Source organism: Escherichia sp. MOD1-EC6819, from assembly GCF_002965765.1.
GTDB lineage: Bacteria > Pseudomonadota > Gammaproteobacteria > Enterobacterales > Enterobacteriaceae > Escherichia > Escherichia ruysiae.
The window spans coordinates 1-14,392 of sequence record NZ_PTRG01000012.1 but is presented as its reverse complement, the minus strand read 5'-3'; the positions used below and the strand labels follow the sequence as shown (position 1 = coordinate 14,392).

17 protein-coding genes are annotated in these 14,392 nt (G+C 46.8%); 12 read left to right on the top strand and 5 right to left on the bottom strand.

Annotation, left to right across the window (positions count from 1 at the left end; all coding sequences use genetic code 11):
* Positions 1 to 39 precede the first annotated feature (39 nt).
* From dalD to A7Z06_RS17330, 4 genes are all read left to right on the top strand, one after another.
* Positions 40 to 1,407 carry a D-arabinitol 4-dehydrogenase gene (gene dalD, locus A7Z06_RS17345; protein WP_001003647.1) on the top strand — a complete coding sequence of 456 codons (1,368 nt, stop codon included), beginning with the start codon at positions 40 to 42 and terminating at the stop codon, positions 1,405 to 1,407.
* Between the two features lie 13 nt (positions 1,408 to 1,420).
* On the top strand, positions 1,421 to 2,884 hold the full coding sequence (xylB, locus tag A7Z06_RS17340) for a xylulokinase (RefSeq protein ID WP_105279513.1): 1,464 nt from the start codon (positions 1,421 to 1,423) through the stop codon (positions 2,882 to 2,884).
* 68 nt (positions 2,885 to 2,952) lie between these two features.
* Positions 2,953 to 4,230 (top strand): RbtT/DalT/CsbX family MFS transporter, encoded by a 1,278-nt coding sequence (locus tag A7Z06_RS17335; RefSeq protein WP_000060036.1) that lies wholly within the window; start codon positions 2,953 to 2,955, stop codon positions 4,228 to 4,230.
* Positions 4,231 to 4,273: 43 nt separating this feature from the next.
* A complete protein-coding gene (locus A7Z06_RS17330; RefSeq protein ID WP_000481299.1) occupies positions 4,274 to 4,921 on the top strand; it encodes an HAD family hydrolase in 648 nt (215 codons plus the stop codon).
* Positions 4,922 to 4,993: 72 nt separating this feature from the next.
* On the opposite strand, the gene yegS is transcribed toward A7Z06_RS17330, so the two are convergent.
* The 3 genes from yegS to A7Z06_RS17315 form a co-directional block, all read right to left on the bottom strand.
* Positions 4,994 to 5,893: a lipid kinase YegS gene (gene yegS, locus A7Z06_RS17325; protein ID WP_000753100.1), complete on the bottom strand. Its 900-nt coding sequence runs from the start codon at positions 5,891 to 5,893 to the stop codon at positions 4,994 to 4,996.
* Between the two features lie 193 nt (positions 5,894 to 6,086).
* The gene (locus A7Z06_RS17320) at positions 6,087 to 7,100 is read right to left on the bottom strand and encodes a site-specific integrase (RefSeq protein ID WP_001512914.1); all 1,014 of its coding nucleotides are present in this window, start codon (positions 7,098 to 7,100) and stop codon (positions 6,087 to 6,089) included.
* A gap of 115 nt (positions 7,101 to 7,215) precedes the next feature.
* Complete coding sequence (locus A7Z06_RS17315) at positions 7,216 to 7,515, bottom strand: helix-turn-helix domain-containing protein (RefSeq protein WP_001306384.1); 300 nt, start codon at positions 7,513 to 7,515, stop codon at positions 7,216 to 7,218.
* Between the two features lie 114 nt (positions 7,516 to 7,629).
* Between A7Z06_RS17315 and A7Z06_RS17310 the strand changes: the two genes are divergently transcribed.
* The 8 genes from A7Z06_RS17310 to A7Z06_RS17280 all read left to right on the top strand — a co-directional run bounded on the left by A7Z06_RS17310 (position 7,630) and on the right by A7Z06_RS17280 (position 11,926).
* Positions 7,630 to 7,905 carry a regulatory phage cox family protein gene (locus A7Z06_RS17310; RefSeq protein WP_000043869.1) on the top strand — a complete coding sequence of 92 codons (276 nt, stop codon included), beginning with the start codon at positions 7,630 to 7,632 and terminating at the stop codon, positions 7,903 to 7,905.
* A gap of 10 nt (positions 7,906 to 7,915) precedes the next feature.
* Complete coding sequence (locus tag A7Z06_RS21885) at positions 7,916 to 8,086, top strand: hypothetical protein (protein ID WP_001005162.1); 171 nt, start codon at positions 7,916 to 7,918, stop codon at positions 8,084 to 8,086.
* Positions 8,083 to 8,583 (top strand): replication protein B, encoded by a 501-nt coding sequence (locus A7Z06_RS17305; RefSeq protein WP_105279524.1) that lies wholly within the window; start codon positions 8,083 to 8,085, stop codon positions 8,581 to 8,583. The genes A7Z06_RS21885 and A7Z06_RS17305 overlap by 4 nt, the downstream gene beginning before the upstream one ends.
* A gap of 63 nt (positions 8,584 to 8,646) precedes the next feature.
* Positions 8,647 to 8,871 (top strand): DUF2732 family protein, encoded by a 225-nt coding sequence (locus A7Z06_RS17300; RefSeq protein WP_033560981.1) that lies wholly within the window; start codon positions 8,647 to 8,649, stop codon positions 8,869 to 8,871.
* The gene (locus A7Z06_RS17295) at positions 8,871 to 9,173 is read left to right on the top strand and encodes a DUF5405 family protein (RefSeq protein WP_001277897.1); all 303 of its coding nucleotides are present in this window, start codon (positions 8,871 to 8,873) and stop codon (positions 9,171 to 9,173) included. The genes A7Z06_RS17300 and A7Z06_RS17295 overlap by 1 nt, the downstream gene beginning before the upstream one ends.
* Positions 9,173 to 9,397 (top strand): TraR/DksA family transcriptional regulator, encoded by a 225-nt coding sequence (locus tag A7Z06_RS17290; protein ID WP_001113273.1) that lies wholly within the window; start codon positions 9,173 to 9,175, stop codon positions 9,395 to 9,397. The genes A7Z06_RS17295 and A7Z06_RS17290 overlap by 1 nt, the downstream gene beginning before the upstream one ends.
* Positions 9,394 to 9,669, top strand: a complete 276-nt coding sequence (locus tag A7Z06_RS17285) for a DUF5405 family protein (protein ID WP_033553688.1) — start codon at positions 9,394 to 9,396, stop codon at positions 9,667 to 9,669. Before A7Z06_RS17290 ends, A7Z06_RS17285 begins: the two co-directional genes overlap by 4 nt.
* On the top strand, positions 9,659 to 11,926 hold the full coding sequence (locus A7Z06_RS17280; protein WP_105279512.1) for a replication endonuclease: 2,268 nt from the start codon (positions 9,659 to 9,661) through the stop codon (positions 11,924 to 11,926). The genes A7Z06_RS17285 and A7Z06_RS17280 overlap by 11 nt, the downstream gene beginning before the upstream one ends.
* Positions 11,927 to 12,173: 247 nt before the next feature.
* Here the strand turns inward: A7Z06_RS17280 and A7Z06_RS17275 are convergent, their stop codons facing one another.
* Together A7Z06_RS17275 and A7Z06_RS22110 are read right to left on the bottom strand one after the other, a co-directional pair.
* A complete protein-coding gene (locus tag A7Z06_RS17275; RefSeq protein WP_241957197.1) occupies positions 12,174 to 13,934 on the bottom strand; it encodes an AAA family ATPase in 1,761 nt (586 codons plus the stop codon).
* 89 nt (positions 13,935 to 14,023) lie between these two features.
* Positions 14,024 to 14,392 (bottom strand): AAA family ATPase (locus A7Z06_RS22110; protein ID WP_241957196.1); only part of this gene is annotated, 369 nt, incomplete at its 5' end.

The window sequence follows — 14,392 nt, the reverse complement described above, 5'->3', positions numbered from 1 at the left end:
CATTTACAGTGCAGCCATAACGTCAATGGAGAACAGACAATGAACGAAAAATACACATGGCTGCATATCGGTTTAGGTTCTTTCCACCGCGCACACCAGGCGTGGTATCTGCATCGCCTGTTGGTGGCGGGGGATACTCGCTGGAGTATCGCGGCGGGCAATATTCGTAACGATGCCGAACACGTTGTGCAGGCGTTGATGGCGCAAAAAGGCCGCTATGTTCTGGAAACGGTTAGCCCGGAAGGGGAGAACGAATATGAAGAGATCACCTCAATTCAGAAATTGTTGCCCTGGCAGGCCGACTTACAACCGCTGATTACCGAAGGCGCTGACCCGAAAACCAAAGTGATTGCCTTTACGGTGACTGAGGGGGGCTACTACCTCAATACCAGCCATAAGCTGGAAGTTACAAACTCTGATTTAGCTGCCGACCTCAAGGGGGAATGCAAAACCATTTATGGTGTTGTTACCCGCATTCTTGAAGCTCGTATGGCAAATAACGCCGGATCGCTGACCCTGCTGAACTGCGATAACGTGCGGCATAACGGCGAGCGTTTCCATGATGGCCTGGTGGAGTTCTTACAACTTACGGGTAAACAGACCGTTATCGACTGGTTAAGCGCCAATGCGACCTGCCCGAATACCATGGTGGATCGTATTACGCCACGCCCGTCGGCAGAACTTCCGGCACGTATCAAAGCGCAAACCGGGATGAGTGATAAAGCCCCGGTCATGGGCGAAACCTTTATCCAGTGGGTAGTGGAAGATAATTTCCGCGATGTACGTCCGGCGCTGGAGAATGTCGGCGTGGAGCTGGTGGAGTCGGTTATTCCTTATGAAGAAGCGAAAATTCGTATTCTTAACTCTTCTCATAGCTGTATCGCCTGGGCAGGTACTCTGGTTGGTCAGAAATATATCCACGAAAGTACGCTGACTGATTTTATTTATCAGATTGCCGATCGCTACGTAACGGAGGATGTCATACCTTGCCTGGGTGACAACGGCATTGATCTTGCGACTTATCGTGATGTGGTGCTCAGACGTTTTACCAATCCACATATTCAGGACACCAACCAGCGCGTTGCCGCAGATGGCTTCTCAAAAATTCCGGCGATGATTGCGCCTACTCTGCGCGAATGTTACCAGCGCGGTGTCCGTCCGAACGCTACCGCCATGTTACCGGCACTGTTCTATGTGTTTATGCAGCAGTGGCATCTCGGCAAACTTCCGTATGAATACCAGGACGGGATTCTTGATGCGCCTGCGGTACATGCGATGTTCGAATCCGCCGACCCGATAGCCGTTTATGCCAGTGACAAGGCGCTGTTCGGCGATTTAACCGACCGTGCCGATTTTGCCGCGCTGCTGCGCGAAAAAATTGCTGACGTCTACACGCTGATTAATTAACCTGGAGGCGGTTATGTATCTGGGCATCGATCTGGGAACATCGGAAGTTAAGGCGCTGGTCATTGATGAAAATAATGAAATAGTCGCCACACATAGCGCGCCACTGACTATTCAGCGGCCCCATCCACACTGGTCAGAACAATCGCCGCAGGCCTGGTGGGAGGCGACGGAATATCTGATGTCAACGCTACGGGAAAAATGTGGTCATCACTGGCAGGCGATTAAAGCGATTGGCCTTTCTGGCCAGATGCACGGCGCAGTGCTGCTGGATGCTACCGGGGAGGCGATTCGTCCGGCGATTTTATGGAACGATACCCGCAGTGCACTTGAGTGTGCGGAGCTGGAAGAGATAGCACCGGAGCTGCATCAGGTGGCTGGCAATCTGGCGATGCCCGGATTTACTGCGCCGAAACTGTTGTGGGTACGGCGCCATGAACCGCAGCACTTTGCGCGTATTGCGACGGTGTTACTGCCGAAAGACTACTTGCGTTTCAAAATGACCGGCAAAAAAATCTCCGATATGTCGGATTCGGCGGGCACGTTGTGGCTCGACGTGGCAAAACGTGACTGGTCAGACACGCTGTTGCAAAAGTGCGGCCTGACGCGGGCAAATATGCCGGAACTGGTGGAAGGTTGTGATGTCTCTGCCACGCTCGATCCGCGCGTAGCCGAACGCTGGGGGCTGACGCCTTCGGTGGTGGTGGCAGGCGGCGGAGGGGATAACGCGGTCAGCGCCATCGGTGTGGGCGCAGTATCTCCCGGCGATGCGTTTATTTCTCTGGGGACATCGGGCGTTCTGTTTGTGGTGACTGATGCTTATCGTCCGGCACCGCAATCAGCCGTTCACGCATTTTGCCATGTGCTGCCGAATTTATGGCATCAGATGAGCGTTATGCTTAGCGCCGCCAGTTGTTTGCAATGGTTTTGCCGTCTGGTGGGCGTTACCGAAACAGAATTACTCGAAGAGATAGCCCAGCTTTCACCAGCAGAAAAAGCCAGTGCCCCGATGTTTCTGCCATATCTTTCCGGAGAACGGACACCACATAACGATCCTGATGCCAGAGGGATGTTCTGGGGGCTGACCCATTCCAGCCAGCGGGCACTGATGGGCTATGCCGTACTGGAAGGCGTGAGTTTTGGTATCGCTGACGGGCTGCGTGTTTTGCAAGAGAGTGGAACGGCTATTGAACAATGTTCGCTGGTGGGAGGCGGGGCGAGAAGTCCGTTCTGGGCGCAACTGCTGGCGGATATTCTCAACATGCCGGTGGTAACGCATAAAGGTGGGGAAACCGGTGGCGCGCTTGGCGCGGCGCGTCTGGCTTGTCTCGCCGCCGGTAAACCGCTGGTGGCGGTCTGCGAAAAACCGGAAGTCTACCAAACCTGGCACGGCGATGCTGAACGTCATCAGGCTTTGATGCAACGTTATCAACAATTTAACTCGCTATATAGCAACGATCTTAACTATCGCAACCAATAACAACTGTCATTAATGCTCTCCGGTGGTGACGCCGGAGCGGCGTTTTGTACCCTACAAACGAGGTCACTATGTCGTTAACGAATAAACAATGGCTGGGATTACCTTTAAATCTGGTCTGGGGATATATTGCCATTGCTATCTTTATGACCGGCGATGGTTTTGAACTGGCATTCCTCTCGCACTATATTAAGGCGCTGGGCTTTACGCCTGCACAAGCCTCATTTGCTTTTACGCTGTATGGCCTGGCGGCGGCGCTCTCTGCATGGGTATCCGGCGTGGTGGCGGAAATTATCACGCCGCAAAAAACCATGTTCATCGGTTTTGTGCTGTGGTGTATTTTCCATGTGCTGTTTCTGGTCTTCGGTCTGGGGCAGGCGAACTATGCATTAATTCTGCTGTTCTACGGCATTCGTGGTCTGGCATATCCTCTCTTCCTTTACGCCTTTATCGTTGCCGTTGTGCATAACGTGCGCAGCGACAGTACCAGTGCCGCGCTGGGCTGGTTCTGGGCCGTTTATTCCATTGGTATTGGTGTTTTCGGTAGTTACATTCCCAGCTTTACCATCCCGGTTATCGGCGAAATGGGTACTCTATGGTTGGCGCTGGCGTTTTGCGTAACTGGCGGTATTCTTGCGCTGGTTTCAATGCGTAAAATCCAGACTCCGCATCATATGCAAGCTCTGACGACTAAAGAGAAGTTCAGCGAGCTTGGCCGTGCTGTCACCTTGCTCTATACCAACCGCAATATTTTGCTCTCCAGTATTGTGCGAATTATCAATACATTGTCACTGTTTGGCTTTGCGGTGATTATGCCGATGATGTTTGTCGATGAGCTGGGCTTTACCACGTCCGAGTGGCTACAGGTGTGGGCGGTCTTCTTCTTCACGACGATTTTCACCAACATTTTCTGGGGCGTACTGGCAGAGAAAATTGGCTGGATGAAAGTTGTTCGCTGGTTCGGCTGTGTGGGAATGGCGCTTTCCAGTCTGGCTTTCTACTACATGCCGCAATACTTCGGGCATAACTACTGGATGGCAATGGTGCCCGCCGTTGCGCTGGGGATCTTTGTTGCAGCGTTCGTGCCGATGGCGGCGGTTTTCCCGGCGCTGGAGCCAAAACACAAAGGCGCGGCGATTTCGGTTTATAACCTTTCTGCCGGTCTGTCTAACTTTTTGGCCCCTGCGATAGCGGTGGTGCTGTTACCTTATTTCAGTACAATTGGTGTGGTTATCGCTTATACAACCCTGTACATCATCGCGTTTATCATTTGTCCGTTTATTCGCGTCGAACAACCGGGATTCTCAAACCAGCAAGTCTGTGAAGGTGAACCCGCCGTTATTTCCTGATGGAGGCAGCCTGGTGTAAGGCCAGGCTTTATTGTGAGGAACGATGTTTAATTGCAAAGCAGTCATTTTTGATATGGACGGCGTCATTATTGATTCGGAAGGATTATGGCGTCAGGCGCAACAAGGGGCGCTGGCACGATGGGGTGCCAGCGTTAGCGATGAAGAGTGTATCAGGCTGACGAAAGGGAAAAGGCTTGATGAGATAGCCCGAACCTGGTGCGAATACTGTCATCTGTCTGTTACGCCCACGCAACTGGAGGCGGAGATCCGTCGCCTGATTACTGCATTAATTGCTGAAAAAGGGGAAGCCATGCCGGGGGTAAAGGATGTGCTCACCTTTTTATGCCAGTCAGGATACCAACTGGCACTGGCGACCTCTTCATCTTATCAGGTGATAGATGCGGTGCTGACAAAACTCAAAATCGAACACTGTTTTTCGGTGATTTGCAGTGCCGACGACGAAAGCCACGGCAAACCACATCCGGCAGTTTACCTCTCCGCACTACGAAAATTACGCCTGCCTGCCGCAGATTGTCTGGTTATAGAAGATAGCCTGAGTGGTTTTAAAGCTGCACAGGCAGCGGGAATTAAAACGGTTGTTGTAGCCGAGGATTTTCAACAGCCGTGCTTTAACTCTGCGGTAGCCAGGTATGCATCACTTGAGCAGTTACTGGAAACGGTGGCCGCATGAAAAAATTGCGAGCGCAGAAGAATCCTGGGATGATGCCGGTCTGCGGATCCTGCTTCTGCGCTTGCTTTGTACTTACCTTAACAGCGGGCAATCTGGTGGTAGCCGGCAACGCAATGCTGCCGGAAGTATTTCGATATGAAAACGTTGTCCGCTTAACGGTTCGCCATCAAGATTAAAGGTGATTTCATGCGGCGCTTGTATCTCGAACCATGCCGAAGCGCCATCAATAATATTCGGGTTTTCTTCGTCAGGTTTTAAGGTTGAGAAGAGAGCTGGAAGAATTTCATCGCCGGTGAAAATACGCAGTTGTAACAAACCATCATTGATCAGCGCATATGGGCACAGTTGTTGACCGCCACCGGCTTGACGCCCGTTGCCAATACCAATAACCAGCGCATCGCCTTGCCAGTGAAAATTTTCACCACGGATTTCACAGCGATCCGGTTGCAGCGTATCCATGCGCATTAAGCCGTGAATGATATAAGAGACGCCACCCAGCGCGGCTTTTAATTTCTCGGGTGTTTCCGTGGTGATGCGCGTACCAAATCCGCCCGTCGCCATGTTGATAAAACAGGTTTGTTTGTTGACCTGCGCCATATCAATCGCAATAGCGTTACCAGCAATTGCCAGTTTAAGTGCCTTATCCAGCGCCTCAGGAATACCCACACTGGTGGCAAAATCGTTCGCTGTACCTAGCGGCAATATCCCCAAAGCAGGAATTTCATTGCCCTCACACTGAATCAACGCCGTGGAGACTTCATTAATAGTGCCATCGCCACCGCCGGCAATCACCGTTGCAACGCCAAGCTGGCGGGCTTCCTCAACAAAACGCGCAGCATCACCTTTCTCCCAGGTAACCCGCACATGGATCGTCATTCCTTCCTCACGCAGCAGCATAATTGCTTCGCGTAATGTTTCATTGTCAGCACTTTTGCCGTTAAGAATCAGTAAGCTGGCGGGAAAATCTGCCATGGTCGTATGCCTTTATGATTGGTCTGTAGATAGTGTAGAGTAGAAAAGAAAAGGCGGTGTCAGAACAGGATGAAAGTCGTGGTACAAAAAAAATAAGCCCGTGTAAGGGAGATTTAGGGTGTCACCAGTAGGGGCTTTCAACGGTACAATGCGGGTTTGAGCGGCATAAATTACCACTGAAAGCCCTTAAACGTTACTCTACTGTGGACACTGTGTGGACACTCTCGACCTCAGTACCACCTCTTAGCGGATTAAGAGAAATGGCGTCCTGAAGGTACTCTGGCGCAAAATGAGCGTAAACCATAGTTTGCTCAATCCGCGTGTGACCTAGTATCCGTTGTAGCGTGATAATACTTCCTCCATTAATCATGAAATGAGTGGCAAAGCTGTGCCTTAGTGCATGTGTAGCTTGCCCCATTGGCAAATCCGGTTTTATTGCTTTCATTGTTCGTCTGAAGCGAGGGTAATCAGCATCAGGGAATAAAAAACCTCGTTTGTTATCCGCGATCATTTTGGCAACAGCCTCTGAGATCGGGACGGTGCGTGGTTTGTTTGTTTTCGTTTTAACAAACGTGACGCGGTTATGGATGATATTTTCTGCTTTCAAACGAGCTGCTTCTCCCCAACGTGCTCCAGTACTCAGGCAAAGAATCGCAATCTTTTTGTTGTCGCCGTCAAGAGCAGCAAGCAGTAAGGCAATTTCTTCCTGCGTGAGATAGCCTGTGTCTGGTTTTTCCTCCTTAAGCCTTTTTGTCCCTCTGATAGGGTGCTCACCAAAGAATAACTCCGCTTCAATCAGGGCTGTAAACATGCCGCTAATACATGTTAAATCACGATTGATACTCGAAGGTTTAATACCCTGACTTCTTCGGGTGGCGCAGTACTGGCTGATAAGCGATTTCGTAATTTGAAATGCGCATGGGTCATTCGTTATTTTTGTGAAGATTTCAATTTTTCCAAGATTAGATTTCCCATGCTCTTCGTGTTTACCCTTTAAATCCCACCAGATCTGTGTCAGCTCCGACAGACGTCGCTTGTCTGTTGGTTTTGATAGCCATTCTTTATTGTGGTGGTTGTACAACGTGTATTTCTCGAAAGCGACAGCTTCGCTTTTCTTATCAAACTTCCTACGGATGCGTTTTCCATTACGTCCAGTAGGGCGGATGTCCACTTCATATCGACCATCATCGAGTTTTTTGATTGCCATCAGAAAACCCTCCGAGTGGTGTGTTTTTTTGCGACTACTAATCGCTTTTTTCGTGGTGGCTGAAATTTAGCCACCAATAGTAGGCACTTGTGATGAATATATTCACGATGAATTGTTAACCAGTCTTTTGACCGGAGTGGGGCGACGTTGTTTCGTTTTGCCCAAAGTGTGCGAGAGCGGGCGCAATTTGCCCGGACTCAGGAGCGATCTGATTGGTCATGAACCATAAAGTGTATTTGGTGAATTGTGGGGTCTGCAGGATGTTCATCATGACATCTGTTGGAGGTGTTGAACGACCACTTTCATAGTAACTCAGCGTGCCATACGGAACCCCTGTTAAATCAGCAAGTTGTTGTCTGCTCAAATACTCTGATTTTCGCATTAAGACTATCTTCTCGCTTATCGTGTTTGACATGGTGTTTAGATCTCAATAGTATTTAGTTTAGATGTAGATTGTTTAGTGCTTGGATGTGGGCACTAAAAGGCATTATAAGACATTAAACGCAATTCATGAGGGCTAGAGGACGACATGAGCAAGCAAGTAACACTCATGACTGATGCGATTCCTTATCAGGAGTTCGCAAAACTAATAGGAAAATCGACAGGAGCGGTTCGTCGGATGATCGATAAAGGAAAGCTGCCTGTAATTGATATGACCGATCCACAATCAGCTTCAGGTCGTGCAGGTGAATATTGGGTATACCTTCCGGCATGGAATAACGGACTAAAACTGGCTTATGAAAGCCGCCCTAAAGAGATTCGTGACGGCTGGTTGATGTGGTTAGGTCTCGGTGAACCACGTTAAGGAGAACCGTATGAATGAGCCTCGTTGTATTGCTCAGTTACTGCGTAACGAAAGCCCCAGGGCGATTGACTTCACCATCACCCACGGTAAGGGGCGTAAGGGAATCATTATCCGCACCAAAAAGCAGAGTCCGTTAAAAAAGGCTCTGACCTTTCTGAAAAGCCGGAGGGTATGGAAATGACAGTGATGACGCTCAATCTCGTTGAAAAACAGCCAGCAGCTATGCGCCGGATAATTGGCAAGCATCTTGCCGTCCCTCGCTGGCAGGATACATGTGATTATTATAATCAGATGATGGAGCGCGAACGGCTAACGGTTTGCTTTCATGCACAGTTAAAACAGCGTCACGCAACGATGCGTTTTGAAGAAATGAACGACGTCGAACGTGAACGACTGGTTTGTGCAATTGATGAATTGCGTGGCGCATTCTCAAAACGCCGTCAGGTTGGTGCAAGTGAGTATGCATATATTAGTTTTTTAACAGTCAGTCAGCGTCGCACTTTATTTATGCACGCACGACTGACTGAAAAAGAATTCAACCAGCCATACTGGCGAATTAATGAAGAATCATGTTACTGGGGTGATGCTTTGTTCCGTGCATTACGTGAATTATTCAGCCTGTTTGAGTATGCACCGACAATTCTGACGTCGGTAAAACCAGAGCAATATCTGCATTAAATAATTAACCAGAGTTTTTAACGCACTTAATCGTGCGGGGCTTCTTTTTGCCTGGAGAAAGTCATGCATACAGTTTCTGAAAATCAGTGCGGTATATACGCATTACTGCTGCAACAGGCCAGAACCGAAGCACAGGCCGACGCTGCGACGCGCTTTTCTTCTCATCTTGACGCCATGATTCGCCACATCACAAAGGCGGAGTTATCCCGCGTGGAGATAGTCGAGCTGCTCAGTCAGGAGTCGGAAAAATTTCACAATATCGGATTGTCTCGCGGGAAGGTGCTTTGATGTCCTGTTCTCATTCAGTTGTATTACTGAATAACGCCTTAAAAATCGCCGTTATGAAAAATGGCGATTTGTCTCTTATTCAACTTTGTCTTGATAAAGAAAAACGCGACATAACTGAATCTGTTATCGCGATTTATCAGAATGAATTAAACCTCCTGTCTGATGTGGTCAATTTACTTGTTAAACGCGCTGTATTCCACAAGCAAATTTCATCCGTGGATGAGCTGACAAAATTAACGACAGAAATCGCCAGCTATTGCGCTGATGAATTCAAGAAACTGAACGATAAAAGGAGCTGGTAATGCCGGACAACGTAGATTTTATTCAGGAACAACAGGCTGAATTACTGGAGCGCCAGATTAACGCGGCAAGGGTAAAACATTGCGGTGTTTCTTCGCTGGTTTGCGAAGAGTGTGATGCGCCAATACCTGCTGCCCGTCGTGCGGCTTATCCGTCAGCCACGCGTTGTGTTTCCTGTCAGTCAGTCTTTGAAGCAAAAAACAAACATTACCGGAGAACGGCATGAGTATTCGTATTGAAATTGGCGAACGTTATGTCGTTACCAGTGACAGCTTTCAGTTTATTCTCCATGAGAAAAAGAGAGCGGAAAGCGGTAAAAACGCCGGTCAGGAATGGCTGGCGGTGGTTGGTTATTACCCGAAATTAAGCCAGCTCGTTTCCGGCATGATGCATCACGATATTCTGACCGGAAGCGCAAAGTCTTTTGCTGATTTAAACGCGCAGGTTGAGCAACTCAGCAAGCGTTGTTCAGAGGCTTTTGGCTCATATGGCCGTTAAAGCCTCCGGGCGTTTTGTCCCTCCATCAGCATTTGCCGCAGGCACCGGTAAGGCGTTTACCGGTGCTTATGCATGGAACGCGCCACGCGAGGCTGTCGGGCGCGAAAGACCCCTTACACGTGACGAGATGCGTCAGGTGCAAGGTGTTTTATCCACGATTAACCGCCTGCCTTACTTTTTGCGCTCGCTGTTTACTTCACGCTATGACTACATCCGGCGCAATAAAAGCCCGGTGCACGGGTTTTATTTCCTCACATCCACTTTTCAGCGTCGTTTATGGCCGCGCATTGAGCGCGTGAATCAGCGCCATGAAATGAACACCGACGCGTCGTTGCTGTTTCTGGCAGAGCGTGACCATTATGCGCGTCTGCCGGGGATGAATGACAAGGAACTGAAAAAGTTTGCCGCCCGTATCTCATCGCAGCTTTTCATGATGTATGAGGAACTCTGCGATGCATGGGTTGATGCACATGGCGAGAAAGAATCGCTGTTTACGGATGAGGCTCAGGCGCATCTGTATGGTCATGTTGCTGGCGCTGCACGAGCTTTCAATATTTCCCCTCTCTACTGGAAAAAATACCGTAAAGGACAGATGACCACGAGGCAGGCATATTCTGCCATTGCCCGTCTGTTTAACGATGAGTGGTGGACTCATCAGCTTAAAGGTCAGCGTATGCGCTGGCATGAGGCGTTACTGATTGCTGTCGGGGAGGTGAATAAAGACCGTTCTCCTTATGCCAGTAAACATGCCATTCGTGATGTGCGTGCGCGCCGCCAGGCAAATCTGGAATTTCTTAAATCGTGTGACCTTGAAAACAGGGAAACCGGCGAGCGCATCGACCTTATCAGTAAGGTGATGGGAAGTATTTCTAATCCTGAAATTCGCCGGATGGAGCTGATGAACACCATTGCCGGCATTGAGCGTTACGCCGCCGCAGAGGGTGATGTGGGGATGTTTATCACGCTGACCGCGCCGTCAAAGTATCACCCGACACGTCAGGTCGGAAAAGGCGAAAGTAAAACCGTCCAGCTAAATCACGGCTGGAACGATGAGGCATTTAATCCAAAGGATGCGCAGCGTTATCTCTGCCATATCTGGAGCCTGATGCGCACGGCATTCAAGGATAATGATTTACAGGTCTACGGTTTGCGAGTCGTCGAGCCACACCACGACGGAACGCCGCACTGGCATATGATGCTTTTTTGTAATCCACGCCAGCGTAACCAGATTATCGAAATCATGCATCGCTATGCGCTCAAAGAGGATGGCGACGAAAGAGGAGCCGTGCGAAACCGTTTTCAGGCAAAACACCTTAACCGGGGCGGTGCTGCGGGATATATCGCGAAATACATTTCAAAAAATATCGACGGCTATGCACTGGATGGTCAGCTCGATAACGATACCGGCAGACCGCTGAAAGATACTGCGGCGGCTGTTACCGCATGGGCGTCAACGTGGCGCATCCCGCAATTTAAAACGGTTGGCCTGCCGACAATGGGAGCTTACCGTGAGCTACGTAAATTGCCTCGCGGCGTCAGCATTGCTGATGAATTTGACGAACGCGTCGAGGCTGCTCGCGCCGCCGCAGACAGTGGTGATTTTGCGTTGTATATCAGCGCGCAGGGTGGGGCAAATGTTCCGCGCGATTGTCAGACTGTCAGGGTTGCCCGTAGTCCGTCGGATGAAGTTAACGAGTACGAGGAAGAAGTCGAGAGAGTGGTCGGCATTTACGCGCCGCATCTCGGCGCGCGTCATATTCATATCACCAGAACGACGGACTGGCGCATTGTGCCGAAAGTTCCGGTCGTTGAGCCTTTGACTTTAAAAAGCGGCATCGCCGCGCCTCGGAGTCCTGTCAATAACTGTGGAAAGTTCACCGGCGGTGATGCTTCGTTACCGGCTCCCACACCTTCTGAACACGCCGCAGCAGTGCTTAATCTGGTTGATGACGGTGTTATCGAATGGAATGACCAGGAGGTCGTGAGGGCGCTCAGGGGCGCATTAAAACACGACATGAGAACACCAAATCGTCAGCAAAGAAACGGAAGCCCGTTAAAACCGCATGAAATTGCGCCATCGGCCAGACTGACCCGGTCGGAACGAATGCAAATCACCCGTATCCGCGTTGACCTTGGTCAGAACGGTATCAGCCCTCAGCGATGGGAGCTTGAGGCGCTGGCGCGTGGGGCAACCGTAAATTATGAGGGGGTAAACTTCAGGTATCCGGTAAATGATGAGTGGCCGGGATTTAATTAATGCTTTGATTTTTTAGTTAGGCTGCTCTAGAATCCACGCCAGTTACCGCTTGGGGTATCCTTGCATTGCTCTTGGTATTAGCTTTATACAAAGGGTGTAAAGGCTGCTATTGGCAACAATAGTGCTGGCATGGAGATAATCTCATGTTAAAGTTAGTGAAAGTACGTCAGTACAATCGCTATCGTTTCGGTAAGTGGGAGACGGTGTGTGAACACCGTCGTTCTTACCCAACCCGATGATATGCGGCCTAAGCGGTAACGGTTTCCTCTTCCTCTTCGTCCATCATTTTCAAATAATGTTTTTCATCACCAGTCATACGAAAAATGGTTTTTAGTTGCTCCATATATTTCTCTGGAGATATATCTCCCATGTCTGTGATGTTAACTGCATCTGAATGGGAACCTCTATTAATGTATCTATAAAATGCTCTAAAATCATTATTCTTATCATCGCTAGCAAGTTTATTTAACTCTGTCTGTAATGCATCCGTTCTATGAACAAATGCGAAGTAGTATTCCAATATATTTCTCATGATGTTAGGTATTATAACTTTATTTACCTTTCCATCCTTCGCATCTTTTAATACTTGCCATAGGGACTGGTATTCATTCTGAATGCTCTTTTTCTCTATTTCTGTAATTATGCTATATTCATTTTTTGTTACTCGTCCAAGATAATAATCACGCTTGAATGTTCTATCTTCTTTGCTTCTAGGAGCTAATTTGATAAGTTCATGAAAGAAATAAAGATTATGTGTGAGTATTAATGTTTTCTTTACTGCTTTGTTATTGTTGATTATTTCATGGTGAATTATTGAGGCAATATCGTACACATAATTTTGAGAGAGGCTGGATATTGGATCATCAATAACGATAAATACATCTCGCATATCCGTATCATTCTTATCTGTCTTACCTTTACAGCATTCTAGAAAGTAGAGAAAGGTAATTAAGGTTTTTTCACCCTCGCTAAGAGATCTGTATACATCTTTATCTGTTGTGTTTTCAGAACGTGATATAATATATTTATCATTGCTCTCAGTGTGTTTTTTTATGCTAAAACCATAGATTCCTAATAATTTTAGACGTTGATTTATAGAATCTATGGTTGCATCAATATTAGATATTTGATCGCGTAGCTCTTTGATCTTTTTGTTATTGTTATCTCCTTGTTCTTTTATGGCATTTAATTCAAGTTGATATTGTTCATAAATGATTTTATAGTCATTCTCATATTTTGAGAAAGCTTCAAACTCAGCGTTGCATAATTCTCTTATTGCTCCCCATATTTTGTAACGTATAGACTTTTCACTATTCTTAAATTGTTTGACTTTAATATTTATTTCTTTAATTCTATTGTTGTACTCTGTTATATTATCAACTACCTTTGCTTCAAGGTCGCTATTGGATTCCAAAATAATAGATATAGATGGGTTATTGATTTTATCTAACATCAATTTTAAATTTTTGTTTGCTATTTCCTCTAATAACGCTATATGAGATGATGTTATATCTTTTTCTTTTGAGGTGATTAATTCACAAGATGAAATCTCTTGTTTTATTTTTTTTAAATTATCTATGGTAGCGGATTCATAAGACGATCTGATAATGCGTATTTGGTCAACTTTCTTGGAGTAGCTATCATCAAAGATAGATTCTATTGCTTCTAAAAATTTGTCTTTAATAGTGTCTTCTTGGCAGAATGGGCAACATGTGCCATTTAAATATAATTCCTTCCCTTTTTTCACCCAGTCAAGGTTTTGAAGTTGTTTAATTGTTTCTGACAAATAGCTATTACTTGAGTCTATAATCGGAGTGGATAAAAATTCTTTATCTTTTTCTGAAATGATATATTTTTCTAAAGGTGTAATTGATGCAGTGAATTTATCTTTGTTCTTTAAAAGAATACTATATTCTTGAGCAAGTGACTCGATATTAACGTCAGTGGTTTGAGGGGCTTTTTTAACTTGCTCATAAAATGATCTCTTGCTTCCTAACTGACCTTTCATCAAGATCTTTAAGTCAGATGATCTAAAAGGTTCTGCTTTATTCCATATTAAATCAATATATTCATTTTCTTTATTGTTTTTATCTTTAATTAAACGCTCAATAACGTTTTTTTATCTTTGTATTTTGTAAGTAGGTCTTGTCTTATAGCTTCTTTTTCCAGCAATTCTTTTTCAATGTCAGCATTTTCCTTACTTAAAGTGAATACTCCTTTTTGCTCTTTTGCATTATAAAAATTATCCTCAACAAACTTGGTATTATAAACCAATAAGCGAAAAGTATCTATGAAAGGACATTCGCATTCTTTGTAGTCCGTGTTATTTGGATTATAGAAATAATTAGATATAGTTGATTTTCCACAACCGTTGTGTCCATAAAGTATATTAATTTTTTTTGAGAGATTAAGAGTCGTGAAGCTATCTTTCTTATAGCTGGTTATATTCTTTAATTTAAGTTCCAT

Bases quoted from the DNA above. Each gene is read 5' to 3' on its own strand.
- dalD (WP_001003647.1), top strand. From the start codon at position 40: ATGAACGAAAAATACACATGGCTGCATATCGGTTTAGGTTCTTTCCAC.
- xylB (WP_105279513.1), top strand. From the start codon at position 1,421: ATGTATCTGGGCATCGATCTGGGAACATCGGAAGTTAAGGCGCTGGTC.
- A7Z06_RS17335 (WP_000060036.1), top strand. From the start codon at position 2,953: ATGTCGTTAACGAATAAACAATGGCTGGGATTACCTTTAAATCTGGTC.
- A7Z06_RS17330 (WP_000481299.1), top strand. From the start codon at position 4,274: ATGTTTAATTGCAAAGCAGTCATTTTTGATATGGACGGCGTCATTATT.
- yegS (WP_000753100.1), bottom strand. From the start codon at position 5,893: ATGGCAGATTTTCCCGCCAGCTTACTGATTCTTAACGGCAAAAGTGCT.
- A7Z06_RS17320 (WP_001512914.1), bottom strand. From the start codon at position 7,100: ATGGCAATCAAAAAACTCGATGATGGTCGATATGAAGTGGACATCCGC.
- A7Z06_RS17315 (WP_001306384.1), bottom strand. From the start codon at position 7,515: ATGTCAAACACGATAAGCGAGAAGATAGTCTTAATGCGAAAATCAGAG.
- A7Z06_RS17310 (WP_000043869.1), top strand. From the start codon at position 7,630: ATGAGCAAGCAAGTAACACTCATGACTGATGCGATTCCTTATCAGGAG.
- A7Z06_RS21885 (WP_001005162.1), top strand. From the start codon at position 7,916: ATGAATGAGCCTCGTTGTATTGCTCAGTTACTGCGTAACGAAAGCCCC.
- A7Z06_RS17305 (WP_105279524.1), top strand. From the start codon at position 8,083: ATGACAGTGATGACGCTCAATCTCGTTGAAAAACAGCCAGCAGCTATG.
- A7Z06_RS17300 (WP_033560981.1), top strand. From the start codon at position 8,647: ATGCATACAGTTTCTGAAAATCAGTGCGGTATATACGCATTACTGCTG.
- A7Z06_RS17295 (WP_001277897.1), top strand. From the start codon at position 8,871: ATGTCCTGTTCTCATTCAGTTGTATTACTGAATAACGCCTTAAAAATC.
- A7Z06_RS17290 (WP_001113273.1), top strand. From the start codon at position 9,173: ATGCCGGACAACGTAGATTTTATTCAGGAACAACAGGCTGAATTACTG.
- A7Z06_RS17285 (WP_033553688.1), top strand. From the start codon at position 9,394: ATGAGTATTCGTATTGAAATTGGCGAACGTTATGTCGTTACCAGTGAC.
- A7Z06_RS17280 (WP_105279512.1), top strand. From the start codon at position 9,659: ATGGCCGTTAAAGCCTCCGGGCGTTTTGTCCCTCCATCAGCATTTGCC.
- A7Z06_RS17275 (WP_241957197.1), bottom strand. From the start codon at position 13,934: ATGAAAGGTCAGTTAGGAAGCAAGAGATCATTTTATGAGCAAGTTAAA.